This window comes from uncultured Kordia sp., assembly GCF_947489565.1.
Classification (GTDB): domain Bacteria; phylum Bacteroidota; class Bacteroidia; order Flavobacteriales; family Flavobacteriaceae; genus Kordia.
Genome location: NZ_CANLEA010000011.1, coordinates 14941 through 29726, shown reverse-complemented (window position 1 = coordinate 29726; position 14786 = coordinate 14941). Strand labels below are relative to the sequence as shown.

General features: G+C 33.4%; 11 protein-coding genes. 3 read left to right on the top strand and 8 right to left on the bottom strand.

The genetic code is table 11. From position 1 onward, the window contains the following. Positions 1-150: 150 nt before the first annotated feature. Genes Q0845_RS15595 through Q0845_RS15585 form a run of 3 tightly spaced genes read right to left on the bottom strand, consistent with a single transcriptional unit; the run spans position 151 to position 4523 of the window. Positions 151-3222 carry a CHAT domain-containing protein gene (locus Q0845_RS15595; RefSeq protein WP_298515063.1) on the bottom strand — a complete coding sequence of 1024 codons (3072 nt, stop codon included), beginning with the start codon at positions 3220-3222 and terminating at the stop codon, positions 151-153. Positions 3223-3258: 36 nt separating this feature from the next. After that, a complete protein-coding gene (locus Q0845_RS15590) occupies positions 3259-3984 on the bottom strand; it encodes a hypothetical protein (RefSeq protein ID WP_298515060.1) in 726 nt (241 codons plus the stop codon). Beyond that, a complete protein-coding gene (locus Q0845_RS15585; RefSeq protein ID WP_298515057.1) occupies positions 3981-4523 on the bottom strand; it encodes a sigma-70 family RNA polymerase sigma factor in 543 nt (180 codons plus the stop codon). The genes Q0845_RS15590 and Q0845_RS15585 overlap by 4 nt, the downstream gene beginning before the upstream one ends. 277 nt (positions 4524-4800) lie before the next feature. On the opposite strand from Q0845_RS15585, the gene Q0845_RS15580 reads away from it, so the two are divergent. Continuing rightward, positions 4801-5301, top strand: a complete 501-nt coding sequence (locus Q0845_RS15580; RefSeq protein WP_298515054.1) for a hypothetical protein — start codon at positions 4801-4803, stop codon at positions 5299-5301. A gap of 22 nt (positions 5302-5323) precedes the next feature. After that, entirely contained in the window at positions 5324-6928 is a 1605-nt protein-coding gene (locus Q0845_RS15575) for a T9SS type A sorting domain-containing protein (protein ID WP_298515051.1), read from the top strand. Between the two features lie 79 nt (positions 6929-7007). On the opposite strand, the gene Q0845_RS15570 is transcribed toward Q0845_RS15575, so the two are convergent. From Q0845_RS15570 to Q0845_RS15560, 3 genes are read right to left on the bottom strand one after another with little or no spacing between them, the layout of a single operon-like run. After that, positions 7008-7592 (bottom strand): hypothetical protein, encoded by a 585-nt coding sequence (locus Q0845_RS15570; protein ID WP_298515049.1) that lies wholly within the window; start codon positions 7590-7592, stop codon positions 7008-7010. A 9-nt stretch (positions 7593-7601) separates the two neighbouring features. Further along, positions 7602-8156, bottom strand: a complete 555-nt coding sequence (locus tag Q0845_RS15565) for a YceI family protein (RefSeq protein WP_298515046.1) — start codon at positions 8154-8156, stop codon at positions 7602-7604. A gap of 16 nt (positions 8157-8172) precedes the next feature. Next, a complete protein-coding gene (locus Q0845_RS15560) occupies positions 8173-8676 on the bottom strand; it encodes a hypothetical protein (RefSeq protein WP_298515043.1) in 504 nt (167 codons plus the stop codon). Between the two features lie 108 nt (positions 8677-8784). Here Q0845_RS15560 and Q0845_RS15555 point away from each other — a divergent pair, with 108 nt between their 5' ends. After that, a complete protein-coding gene (locus Q0845_RS15555) occupies positions 8785-9672 on the top strand; it encodes a winged helix-turn-helix domain-containing protein (protein WP_298515040.1) in 888 nt (295 codons plus the stop codon). A gap of 523 nt (positions 9673-10195) precedes the next feature. Here the strand turns inward: Q0845_RS15555 and Q0845_RS15550 are convergent. Beyond that, the gene (locus Q0845_RS15550) at positions 10196-11512 is read right to left on the bottom strand and encodes a TolC family protein (protein WP_298515038.1); all 1317 of its coding nucleotides are present in this window, start codon (positions 11510-11512) and stop codon (positions 10196-10198) included. Between the two features lie 10 nt (positions 11513-11522). Continuing rightward, on the bottom strand, positions 11523-14786 hold the full coding sequence (locus Q0845_RS15545; RefSeq protein ID WP_298515036.1) for an efflux RND transporter permease subunit: 3264 nt from the start codon (positions 14784-14786) through the stop codon (positions 11523-11525).

Sequence of the window (14786 nt, the reverse complement as noted above, 5' to 3'; positions counted from 1 at the left end):
AAACTATTTTGACAGCATGCATTTTTAATCGAGAAACTGATGAAGCCGAATTTTTTCTGATGAAACTGTGTTTTTGGTTTACGAAGCTTTTTTACATTAAAAAACCCAGAGAAAACAACTTCTCTGGGTTTATAGCGATTTTCAACTATTTTAGGCTGCTTTTTTTCTTTTTTGGTAGATTCCGAATCCTAAGAGTAGGAAAGCCAAACAGCCACCAATTATATAATATTTCTGAGTATTTTCACTAAACTGAATGGCATCCATATTCCCTGCAGGAATAAATGCTGCCCAGAAATAAGGTGCCGCTAAATCTTCACTTTCAATATAGTGTAACTTTGCTTTGTGCAAGGCTTCATCTTTGGTCATTCCTTCCTTTAAATTGTTATAAAACAAGGTCATTAATTTGGTTGTTTGCGCATCATTTACATTCCAAAGGCTTGTAATAGTGCTTCTTGCACCTGCATACGTAAAGGCTCTTGCCAAACTAATAACACCTTCTCCTTTTTTTAATTCTCCAATACCTGTTTCGCAGGCACTTAAAACTACCATATCAGCATCTAGGTTTAGGTTGTAGAGCTCTCGAACATACAGTTGATTATTTTCTAATGAATCATGACTTTTACTAAAAGCAATAAATGAATCATCTCCTTGTATATCATTCGACTTAGCGTGTGTGGATAAGTGAATTATTTTATGATCTTTTGCATTTGAAATAAAATTCGCTTTTGTGGCAAGGTCATTTTTAAAAATGCTTGTATTGAATAAGTTATTGATAGCTTCTACTTCTTCAATATTATATTTTAATACTCCTAAGCCACTACGACGCATGGCAATTGTTTCCATTTTTTCGTCACCAAATTTAGGAGCAAAAGCCAACACATCATTGGAAGCTTTGGAATTACTTTTTTCTTTTAATTGCCCAAATAGTGTTGCCGAATAGTTGTAACTAATTTGATGCTTTTTTAGCAGGTATGGTAGTGTTTTTATAAGATCATTCGTTGAAGATTCTTCTGTTAATAAAGCATCAAAAGGAATAAAATTTAGTTCTCCATCAGGAATGATAATTACCTCTTTTGTTAGTACGTTTTCAATAGGTTGCACTAATTTTTGATACAGTTTGAAAGCTACTTCTTTGTATAATGTATTATATTTTTTTAGCTGCTCATCAGCACTGTTAGGCAATGCCCAATAATTGTAAATACCTTCACGTAATTGTGTAACCCATTCTTTCAAAGGAAAGTCTTTGGGCACACTTGTATATTCAAAAGTATTCTTTGTAATTACAAATATGAAGATGTCATTCTCTCCTACAAAATACTCAATCAGTGATTGTTTTTCTCCCAGGTATTTTTGCACTTGTTGGATATTGATCACCTTTCTGTTATAAATCAAATCATAGTAATCAGGATATGTACTTTTAAATGTTTCTTGTAGTTGATTTTGTTGTCGTTTTAGTTTAAAAAGTTTGGTATTGTAAACGCCAATCAAGCTATCGCTTTGCGGTTGTGGATCATTGATTTCCAGACTTTTTTGTTCTTCATAAAAAACAACATCTACATTGAGTTGCTGTTCTAAAGTTGCTAAACTATCAGGTATTTTTGTTGCTATAGAGCTTTTTTCCTTATTGAAACTTTCGGTAAGTCTCCTAGCTTTGGTTTTTTCGAGTATTTCTAATACAGATTCTGCTTCTGCTTTTTGATTGTTTTCAACAATATGCTTTACATAACTTTCATACAAAGGAAAAGCTTTGCTTAATTGAAAGTCTTTTGTAGGTGCTGTAGTGTATTCTTTTATGGTATAATCATCGAGTGCAATTGCTTTTTTGTAAAAATAGATTAATGAATCTGTATTGTTTGACGAAGCATTTTTATAGTAGTTTATTTTGGCATTTATATATTCTTTTCTGTCTTTTAGTTGGTCAAAATTAAGCTCTGAAAGTTCTTTTTGAGGTAATTTTTGAGCAATGCTATCTAAGTAAGCATTCGCCAATTCATATTTTTCTTGGGCAATAAAAACATTAGTGAGTTCTAATTGACAAGGAATAATTAAGTAGTGGTTTTTAGGGTATATTTTTAAGGAAGCTTGTAAATATTTCTGTGCAGCATCAAAATTTCTAGTATTTTTTGCTACCAAAGCAAGATTGGTATACCCTTCGGTTGCGTTAATATCAGCTACTTTAGAGTTGTCTAAGTAATAATCTAGCGAAGCTTTGTAATATTTTTGCGCATTTTCATACTCCTTCAAATCATAATAAGTATCTCCAAAGTTTTTATACAGCATTGGATATAAAAAATGATCTTCTCCCAATTCTTGTTTTAAATACACCAAAGCTTTTTTATGATATTGAATTGATTTTTCAGGTGTTCCAAACTCTGTATAGTACACAGCCAAATTTCCGTATGCGGACGTATATGAAACTTGCTGATTTTGAGGTAATTTTTGATTGATATCTATGACTCTTTCTTGATATTCAATGGCTTTATCTAAATAATACAATTGACTATACGCTCCTGCCAAATTGTTGTAGGTTACCAAATTTCCACGATGATAAATACCATATAATTTTTCTTTGATTTGTATGGCTTTTAGGTAATTTTCGATGGCAGGATCAAAGTTTCTTTGCAGCTGTAAGATATCTCCTTTATACGTTAGAAATATGGCTTCGTGAGCTTGATTGTCTAGTTTTTTGATGACTTGCAAACCTTTATCTGCATACTCAAGTGCTGCCTCAAAATTTTGATCTTCTTTTTCAACACGAAGTATTCCCTTGTATGCCTCAATTAAATTTTCATGATTGTTTGAATACTTTTTTTTGATGACTGCAATTGCTTTTGAAAAGTAATTTCTAGCTGTTGCATAATCACGTTTTAATCGATATAAAGTTCCTAGGTTTATATACGCTTCGTAGACAAGTTTGTATTCGCCATTTTTTGTAAAATGTTCTACAGCTGTATTAAAATGCTGAACTGAAGGACCATATTGTCTTTGACCAAATTTAATTTTTCCCAAGGTTAAGTTTGCCAAACCACTTAAAGAATCGTTGTTTTTATAGGTTGCTATTGCTTTTTCGCTAAGTTCAAAGGCATTTTTATAATCTTTGTTTTCAAAAGCTTTTGGAATCGTTTCAAATAAATAGTTGACACTATCAACTTCTTTTTGTTGTGCCAATATAGAGATAGATAAGAAAAAAAGGAATGCTGTAAAAATGTAGTTAGATTTCATAGAAGGTGTATTCATTCGAAATTTTATCGTGATTTTTTATTCTGGTAATTCGTTCAATAGGTTTTTTACATTAATTTTTCTACTTGTACTGAATATTGATTGGGTTTGGGTTAAAATAGTTTTTGCTTTTGCTAAACTGTCTTGTTTTATGAGGGAAAGAGATGTATACCATTGTGCTTCGTTATACAAAGGATGCATGGTGGTAACTTGTTTAAATTGATATTTCGCTTTTTCAATGGCATCAGTAGAAAGTAATGAAATGCCGTAATAAAAGTGTTCGGAAGAATTTAAAGCACGTTTTTTAGCTATTTCTTCAAAAGCGGTTGCTGCACTTTTATATTTTGCAACATCATAAAAGTCAAAAGCTTTTTTAGAAAGCGTATTATCTTCGGTTGTTCCTTTGGTAGTATATGCGTTAGGATATGCTTCAAAATAAGTATCAAATAACTCACTAGAATTTACTTGTTGATTTACAAGAAAATATAAACTAAAAAGCAACAATATGGAAGCTGCAATTCCAGAGATCCAATACAATGATTTTTGATTGGTTTTTGGTTTTTCAGTGCTTAATTCTTTACCAATATTTTTAAGTTTTTCTTTTAAATTTAATCTTCCTTGATAGGAAATGACAGCTTCCTCCAAAAGTATCAAGAAGGCCTGATCTTCTTTACGTGTGTTGAAAATAAGTTTCTCATTATCAAGTAACTCTCCACGCAAGAATTTTTCAATCAATTCTTTATCAGAAATGGTATGTGCACTCATGTTCTTAAATGTTTTAAGGCATTCTTGAAATAAGAAGAAGCTTCAATTATTTTTCGTAATTTTTTTAAGCATTTACTCTTTTTATTTCGAGCTACTTGTTCATTTTTTAACTCATTAATCACCGCAATTTCTTGCATGGGAATCTTCATGTAAATACTCTCAATTAATACTTTTTTACAGGAGATTCCTATCTGCTCTAATAATTCCTCAACCAAGTTTGTTTTGTCAATCTGAAACAATTCAAAATCTTGTTCTGTGAAATTTTCTTCATCTTCTGAAATATTCACAAATTCTGAGGGTATTATTTTCTTATTTTTCCGTTGTCTATTGTACCAAATATACTTTCCTACTGTATATATATATCCAGATATAGTGGTTTGTAACTTAAATTCTTGATTTTTTACTTTTTCATACCAAACAATAATAGCATCTTGAAGAATATCGTCTGCGATAGTATGATCACCATTATTAGAGATAATAAAATCTCGTAAAGACTTATCTGTCGTAGTATAAAGGTATTTTAAAACTTGAGACTCCAACGCTGGTTGATGCTGGAGTACTTCAATAATTTCGATATCAGAAAAGACTTTTTTTATAGCGCTAGTTTCTTGGTCAATTTATACGTAAAAATATGTTTCAATTCTTTCAAATGCAACCACAATACTTATTAATATTTAAGAAAAATAAAAATAATAAGGTTACACTTTTCTATTTGTGACATAGTAGTATGGAAAGTGTAGTGAATCATTTAAAAAAAGGACAAGCGTATATCACTACAAATTCATTCAAAAAAGTAAATAATTAAACTGATAAACTATGAAAACAAGACAATTTCTGTCATTAATCGCGCTAATGCTAACAGTTTCATTTCTAACTACTTCATGTGGTCCAGGAACAGAAGAGATTACTTTAGATAACTACAATATCAAAATGACAGTGCCAAAATCTGATTTGAGAATGGAATTTAAAAATTTGAAAATTGCAGATTATGACACCGATTTAAGTCGTTACGATTTTTACATTTCAAAAAGAGTGACCATCACTGAAATTGTTAAGAAAGTATTTCCAGACAATCTTGCGATGTTAAAAGAAGCCGTTTCTGCTGATAAAAACTTTGTAGATTTTATAGAAACAAAAGAATTTTCAAATGGCGTTTTTGGGGTTATTTTTAAAAAGAAAGGGTCTAGCGGGAAAGAAATTAAAGATTATTTATTCTACTATCAAAAAGATGGAAGGTTCTTTAAGATGAGACCTGTTTTTAATAGTGATCTTAATGAATTAGACGTACAACTTGCAGCTTACGAGAGCATGAAATAATAATTTTTAAAAATTTGAAATAATGAAAAAGAATTACTTGTTGTTATTGTGTTTTTTAAGCTCTACCATTGTTTTTAGTCAAATATATGTAAAAGAAGATGCTACAGGCGCTAATGATGGAACTTCTTGGAGTGATGCGTATACTAACTTACAAACTGCAATAAATGTTGCCAATGTAAATGATGAAATTTGGGTTGCTGCAGGAACGTATAAGCCTGCTGAGTCTCCAGATAGTAGTGTACAAAGCGATTTACGTTCTTGGTGTTTTTATCTTAATAAAGATGTAAAATTATATGGTGGATTTGCAGGAACAGAAACGAGTGTGTCTGAAAGAGACCTGGTAACAAACCCAACAATATTAAGTGGCGAAATAGGAAATCAAGCCAATTTTAGTGATAACAGCCATCATGTTATTATCATTACAAATACCACAAAAGAAGCGTTGCTAGATGGTTTTACAATTACCCATGGAAATGCAAAAGGCGGCGTAACTATTAGTTTTGACGGACGTACTTTTTTCTCTGGTCAAGGAGCAGGCTTATATATGACCTATGCTTTTACGACATTAAGAAATTTAATTATTGAAGAAAATAAAGCGAATAGAGGCGGTGGCGCTTATCTTTTAAATGCAGAAGTTACGCCATTTGCAGATAGAGTTGTAATTGAGAATGTTACTTTTTCTTTTAATGAAGCTATTAGCGTAAATGCTGGTGGTGGATTGTTGTTGACCAATTGTAACCCGTTACTATACAACGCCATTTTTGAAAGTAATAGAGCTGAATTATTTTCAGGAGTTGGTGGAACTGGTGGCGGAGTTGTTATCACAAACTCTAGTAGAGTGTTTTTTTACAATCCTGTGTTTTATGGTAATTATGCTTTTAATCGTGGAAGTGCCATTGTAGCCGATGATTCGGAAATTACTGTATATAACGGAACTTTTGTAAATCAAAATAAAACGCCATTAGATTTAGAAAACTATTTAAACTCAGACAATCATGTACGTGCGTCTGTATTTTTTAATAATGGAACTTTTGGCGATGTTTCAGGTGATTTAGATACTTCGTCTTCTAGTAATACGTATAACGCTTCAGATTCACAATCGCCTTATGATGAGGTTGATGATGCTTCAGCTCATTTTACAGATTTATCTTCGCAAACAGCGGCTGATATATTTGTTGATATTGATAATCCACGCGGACCTGATAATATTTGGAGAACTTTGGATGACGGATTAATGCCTAAAAATACATCTCCATTATTGGAAGCAGCAGGTGTAAGTTCTGGACCTTATTCACAAGATGTTACAGGTGAATTCCGATTTTTTAACATCTTAGATTTAGGAGCATATGAAAATCCAGGGACACTAAGCAATGATGAATTTATAAAGGCTTCTAATAATTATGCAATATATCCCAATCCTACAACATCTGGAGCGTTTCGTATTGCTTCTTCTAAGGAAGAAAATTTAAAAATTGAAGTATATACAACTTTAGGGAAAAAGGTGTTAACAACAGTATCTACAACAACACAAATAGATGTAGCCAACTTAAAATCTGGAATATATATTGTGAAAATTTCGGGTAAGGATACACGTCAAATTACTAAGAAACTAATCGTTCATAATTAGCTTAGTAATTAATAGTTGGTTCTTTGGCAAAAACCTTTCCTATTCAGGAAAGGTTTTTATTATTATCATAAATACTTCTTTATTCTTCACAAGGGTTTTCCTTGAGTTTTACAGTATGTAATTTATTCCAAGTAGCATGTCCAAATTCCTTTGGAGAAAAATGAAATAACACCATTGATTTTTTCGTTTTTGGACACTGATATTGCATTACAGTACAGTTGAGCGTAATGATATCTTTGGTATGAAATGCATCATACAATTGTATTTTTCCAACAAAATAACCAGCCTCTTTTTTGAGGAACAATGCTTCTGTTTTTGGCACAACCTTGTCTTTATCTTTGTTGACAGCAGTCATTAAACCATCAAAATAGTATTGCATATACAATTCCAATTGATTGATAGTAAGTGTTTCAATTTGGTTTACATTCCAAAGAAATGCATACGTCCAAAAAGTGTCGTCACCTTTGGTTGACCAACCTTTGGCAAACAGAACTTCCTCGATACCATTCACCGGAATTTGAGGCGCAAAACCTAAAGGCATCGGAATCACTTCTTGTCGCCAAGAATCATCAGGAGGAATCAAACGAATTGTATAATCTTCGTCTTCTTGCCCAAATACAGATATTGTACAAAAAAGTGTGAGTATGTATAGTATATTTTTCATAACTGCAAATTACAAACTTAATTGTACTTCAAAACCAATAGCATCAGAAATTGCACTATCTTTTATGGTACTATTATAATTAATTCCCCAACGTGTACGATCAATTTTAAACTTAGTGGTCATCGTTTTTTCTTCAAAATTTAGAGCCGCCTGAAACTTTACAGGCTTTATAATGCCTTTGATGGTTAAATTGGCTTCTGCTTCAAAATGCGTAGGATCGTGATAGGTAATTTTGGTAATGACCAAGCTTGCTTTTGGATATTTTTTCACATCAAAAAAATCAGGATCTTTCAAATGTGCCGTTAAGTTTTTATTGCCTTCAGCTTCCATATCGGTTGCCATAATGGTATTGAGATCAATGATAAAACGGCCGCCAGTAATCACAGTTCCAGTTTTAATAAAATAGCCTTCTTGAAAATTTACGTATCCATAATGACCGTTAAAGTAAAAGCTATAATCGCAGGACCATTTGATCTCGCTTTTTGAAGTATTGATCGGAAGTTGTTCCTGTGCATATATTTGCGTCACTGCTAAAAAAGCAATGTAAACTAGTAATTTTTTCATCTTCGTATTTGTTTGATTAATTTGTTTTTTGAATGCTAAGTTTTCCTGATTTGTTTACAATAGAAAATTTGACGTTTTCCATGGTGCAGCGTGGTTCTATGACAAAACCAATGACGCCATTAATTGTAAAATCGTTGGTATCGGTAACTATAAATTGCTGTTGGTAGCTAGTATTTTCGCGAACAAAACTTACTGGATTTCCTGTCCATGGATCAGAAGTTTCCTTTGGTGTTGGATTTTCTAAAAGTGTACCTTTTGCTTTTAGTTGCGTATTTTCTTCAACATCAATATAAAAACGACCTATATAATCACCTTTGGAATGCGGTGACACATAATGTGTTTTTTCTGCTAATTCCATCGTTACGATTAAATGATAAGTATTGTCTTTTAGATGTTTTACGTGAAGTTGTAGGTCGTAAGGTTCTTTCTTTTGAAAGATTTCTTCTCGTGAAAATTGCTCAAAGTATGTTGTAAAGTTCATATGGAAGAGCATGATGATACAGGGAATAAGTGTGTTCATTTTTTTGATTGTTTTTGATTTCGAAGTAAAACTAGATCGGAGTCGTATTAAAAAGTGTCAAAAAAGTGTAAAAGAAGTGTCAACAGTTGTAAAAAGTCACGAAATTGTATGTTCTTTACAGCAGCTATGAACAAAAAACGGATTTATTTATATTGTATTTTCATTATAATTGGGCTACTGATTTGGCAGTTTTCAAAACCCAGCAAAGCGCAGACAGCATTTTCTGAAACTGTAAAGATTGCATTGCGCGATGTTGGAAATAAACTTTTATTGTCTGAAAATGATAGTACCTCATTAATTTTACCCGTAAAAGAAATCAGAAATTCGAAATATGAGCTTTCTTTTAAAAGTCAATTGACTTTTGAACCTAACAGTTTAGTAACCATTGTTGAAAATAGTTTTCAAAAAGCAAAATTGCCTTCAAATTATCTTGTTGAGGTCATTCAATGTGAAGATGGTGAAGTTGGGTATAGTTATCAGAAGACAGCAATTGAAGAAAGTACTATTATTCCTTGTAGAAGTCGTTCTTTACCCAAAAACTGTTATACTGTAGAAATCCGCTTTACAGAAATAAAAACCGCGTATACACGAATTTCTTTCTTGTTATATGGTTTTATTGTGTTGACTTTCATTGTGATGGATTTCTTCTTCTTTCGAAAGAAAAAAACAAACGAAACTAGTACAGAAACATCAGAACCTGTTGCTACAATTGGAAGCTTCCATTTTTATCCAACACAAAATAAATTGGTGAAACAAGCAACTGAAATCAATCTGTCTAAAAAAGAATGTGAGTTGCTGCAAATTTTTTCCGAAAACCTGAATCAAGTCGTTACACGTGACGAATTGACCAAAAAAGTATGGGAAGACAATGGTGTTATTGTCGGAAGAAGCTTGGATACATATATTTCTAAACTTCGTAAAAAACTCAAAGACGACGAAAATATTAAGCTAAGCAATGTGCATGGCGTTGGGTATAAGTTGGAGTTAGATGGTTAGATGCGCTTCGCTGTTAGACTCGGCTTCGCCTTTTAGATCGCTTTGCTCTTAGACTTGGCTTTGCCTCTTAGATTCGGCTTCGCCTGTTGGATTGTTAGACTTCTTGGGTTCGTCATAGCGAAAGAAGTGAAGCTATCTGTAACTTTAGAAACAGGTTGCTTCGTCGTAAACTTCTCAAAGACGTAAAAAATCCTTCATTTTAAGCTCAGAATGATGTTTGAAATACCGAAAAAGTGAATTCACAAGAACATCTCGATACAATTTTTTTCCATTTCATTACGAAAAACCACTCGATGTGACGTTGTGTCTTCTCCGCAAATTCCAAATGTCAGAATCGAGATTACATTTCAATTTCGCTCAATGTTTCTTCTATTTTAAGGTATATTTTTGATGTAAGTTTCAAGAAAAATAGACAAAAAACGAATAAACAAAAACAAGCGTAAGCATAAGTCCAAAAGGCGAAGCCGCTCTAAAAGCAAAGCGGTCTAACAATCTAAGAGGCAAAGCCAAGTCTAAAAAAGAATCAAAACTTCACATTCAACAAATCGCCACTTAACTGTAAAACCACCAATTCTGCTAGTTTTGCGTTGTATTTTGCTTGATTTCTGCTCAGTTCGGCATTTAATAAGTTTAGCTGTGCTTGTCGGAATTCAATGGAATTCACCTGTCCTATTTTGAACTTTTCTTTGGTACGATTAAAGTTATTTTGTGCAGTTTTAATGTTTTCTTCCTGCAATTGGAAAATCAATACTTTATTTTGATAATCGTCCCAAGCATTGTTGAAATTACGTTCTAAATCGATTAAAATCTGCTCTTTTTGCAATTGCTGATTTTCTAAGGCAATTTTAGCGTTTTTTACACGTGTTAGTGTACTTCCACCATCAAACAGATTCCAAGATAAATTAATGCCACCAGAAAGTCCTGTATTGGTAGAAACAGCTACGAATGCCGCTGCATTGTTATTATTTCGATTCCAGCCGTAACTTCCCGTCAATCCAACGGTTGGTAAATACTGCGAACGATTCGATTTTATATCCAACGTACTAATGTCAATATTTTTATTGGCTTGCAAGAGTGAAACATTGTTTGCCTGCGTTTTTGTCCATAAATCTTCTTTATCCAACTGAAACAAAAATGAAATATTCGTATCTACATTAAAATCTTGTGTCAATTTATTTCCTAAAATCACATTCAAATCGCGCTTGGCGTTGATCAATTGTTGCACGGTATTTACAATCGTAATACTGTCATTATTAATATCAACTTCGGCATTCAACACATCTAGTTTTGTGTTTTGACCATATTCAAACTGATATTCTGAACGTACCAAACGTTCTTTCGAAATTTCAAAAGTCTCTTTAATGGCATTGGTGTTTTCAGAAAGTTGTGCTACCGAATAGTACACAGAAAATAATTGTAGCAATGTGTTTTCAATCGTTTCACGTGCTTCCAACTCCGACAATTGATATTGTTGCTTTAATCGTTTGTAATTATACAATCTGCCCAAACCATCAAATAACGTATAGTTGAGGTTTACCGATGCGTTGTAACGTGAACTTTCGGCACCATTTAAAACGGTTGTATTTCCATTAGAAAATTCGGCTTCTGTATTGTCTAAATTATACGTTGCGCCTGCACTTCCTGTCACCGTTGGTAAATATCCTGAGTTTAAAATACTGGTATTATTTTCGGCAACTTTTACCGTATTATTGGCAATTTGAATTCCGTAATTATGTTCTAAGGTTAGCTGAATGGCATTATCTGGTGTTAAGATTTCTTGCGCATTCATGTATATTCCGAAGAAAACTAATATATAAGTGATATAAGTTCTGTGATGCATTTGCTTCGTTTTAATCTTTAAAAGCTTCAAAGGTTTCTAATTTTGCGGATTCTTGTAATTGCTTTTCTTCTAAGAGATGCGATTCATGCTGTTTTTCTCGTACCACACGCTCTACTTCTTCTTTTGTGACATCTCTATTGTAATACAACCATTTTCCTATTTTCTTAACATAATTGCTAAAGGATAAGAAAATAGGCAATACAATTAAAGTTAATACGGTTGCAAAGCCAATTCCGTAGGCAATAGAAATTGCCATTGGTATTAAAAACTGTGCTTGTCTACTTTCCTCCAAAATTAAAGGAGCCAAACCAGCAACCGTTGTAATAGAAGTTAAGAAGATGGCTCTAAAACGTGCGCGACCTGCTTCATACAAAGCATCGTCAAACGACATTCCTTCCCGTAGATTATTATTGAATTTTCCAATCAATACGAGTCCGTCGTTTACCATAATTCCAATCAGGGCAATAATTCCTAACATGGATAAAATATTTACTGAAAAATCGTGCATCCAATGTCCCCAAGCCACAGCTGGCAAACTCAACGGAATTAGCAACAATAGTAATAATGGCTGACTGTAACTTCTAAAGGTAAAAGCGATGACAATATAAATTAAGAGCAACACCGTTAAACCTACTGGACCTAAGGAATCCATCAATTTATTACGTTCTCTGTTTTGTCCTTCGTAAGATGGTGTTACGGTTGGATAACGAGATAAAATTTCAGGCATGATCTCGTCTTTCAGTTCTGCCATAATATCGGTGGCACTTGTTTTTTTCGTGTCTTTGATATCTGCAGAAACCTGAATTTCACGACGGCCTTCTAAGTGATTGATGGCAACTTCTCCACGCGCAATACTATAACTCGCAATTTCTTTTAAAGGCACACGTTGTCCACTTGGCGTGATGATGCGCATGTCGTCTAAATTATTGATGGAAGATCGATTTGGCTTGTCATAACGTACCCAAACTCTAATTTCATCTTGTCCACGTTGAAAACGTTGTGCTTGTGCTCCAAAAAATGCCGATCGTACTTGTGTCATTACCGTTCGTAAATTCAAGCCTAAAGCGTATGCACTTTCGTTGAGCTGTAAGCGCACTTCTTTAATTCCGGCAGGATCAGTATCTGTAACATCTTTTAATAATACATTGCCTTTAAGAACTTCTTTTAGCTCTGTTTTTACAGCTTTTAATTCAGCAATATTATTTCCTAATAAGGATACCGAAACAGGAAGTCCACCAAAATTTCCACCACTACCATATACCAAACTTTCCGTACCAATAACATCTCCTACAGCTTCTTTTATTCGATTGGAAACTAAATCGGAAGTAATTACATTAGGACGTTCTTCACCAGGTAATAAATTGACTTCTAATCTGGCTGTAGAAGAACCAGGACCAATTCTTTTAATGATGTTTTCTACTAAATATTTTTCATCGTCTTTGCCAATATATTCGTCATTAATTTCTTTGGTAACTTCTTTTGCTTTGCTTTCTATAAAAGAAATAATACTATCCGTAACATTTTCATTGGTTCCATTAGGCATGTTGAGCGTAATTGTTACTCGGTCACTAGCGATTCTTGGGAAAAATGCACCTCTAATGATTCCGCCTTGAAAACTTGCCTGCGTTAAAATTAAAAACACAATGAAGAAAGCAAAGGTTAAGAATTTATATTTTAACGAAAATTTTAAAGCTGGACTGTAGACTTTATCACGAAGCCAAGTCATAATAGCATCTCCGAATGTATTGATGTAGCGAAGTTTTGAAAATAATCGTGGCAAGAGTCCTTTGGGTTCTTTATTGTGTGCTCGCAAGGCTTTTGAATGTGCTAAATGCGCTGGTAATATAATCAAAGCTTCTACTAAGGAAACTACTAAAGTAAGCATCACTACGATAGATACTTCTCCGAAAAAATCACCTATTCGACCATCTAAAAACAGAAAAATACTAAAGGCTAAAATAGTGGTGACTATGGCAGAAATAATAGCGGGCAATACTTCCATAACGCCATCAATAGCGGCTTCTTCTGGCGATTTCCCTTTTTCATATTGTTGATAGATATTTTCTGCAATGACAATTCCATCATCAACCAAAATTCCAATCACGATAATCATCCCGAAAAGTGACAATACATTAATGGTGACATTGAAATAGCCTGCCAACATAAACATTCCTAGGAAGGCAACGGGCAATCCAAAAGCTACCCAAAATGCCAAACGTGTATTTAAGAAAAGAGATAAAAATATGAGTACGAGAATCATACCTATCACTGCATTTTCTGTCAATAATTCGGTTCGTTGTACCAATGTTTTTGATCGATCACCTACCACATCCAACTGAACATTATCATATTTTTGATTGAACTCAGCAATGTATTCTTTGGTTTTTTCTGCGGAAGAAATTAAATCTTCGGTATTGGTACTTGTAATGCTAATATTGATCGAAAGATTCCCATCAAAATAATTGGCATTCGGTGTTTCCGAAAACTGGTCGCGTACTTCGGCAACATCTTTTAAGCGAATAATTCGTCCAGATGCATCTGATTTTACCACTAAGTTGGACAATTCATCTGCATAATACGAACGAGCGTTGGCGCGAATTAGATATTCTTCAGCGCTTGTTTTTATCGTTCCACCAGTCGTAATTAGACTCGCTTGATTAATGGCGTTAGATACTTCTGTAAACGAGAGATCGTAGGCGAGTAAGTTAGTTTCGTTGATGGCAATTTCTATTTCTTCATCTGGATATCCTGTAATATTAATTTGCGAAATACCATCAATACCGCGCAAATCGTTTTCTACTTGTCTTCCTATTTGTTTTAGTGTGACTAACGGAATTCCTTTACCACTGACTGCAAAAGATATCGTTTCACGGACCGCTTCTCGTTTGGCAACCACCAAAGGTTCCATACCTGTTGGAAATGAAGGCACACGATCGACTGCATTTTTAATTTCCAACAGCATAAAATCAATATCTCTTCCTTTTTCAATTTCAATATTGATAACTCCGCTATTTTCATTAGAAGTTGAGGTTACACGTTCTACGCCGCTTAATCCTTTCAGATTGTCTTCAATCTTTAGGACAATTCCTTCTTCAATTTCTTGTGGAGATGCTCCAGGATACGTAACATTGATCGTTACATTTTTGGAATCGACCAACGGGAAAAAAGAAGAATTTAACGTATACGCTCCATAAATTCCAAAGACTGCAAAAAAAGCAATCACGATATTTACTGCAACACTATGTTTTATAAAGTAAGCAATTATTTTTCTCAT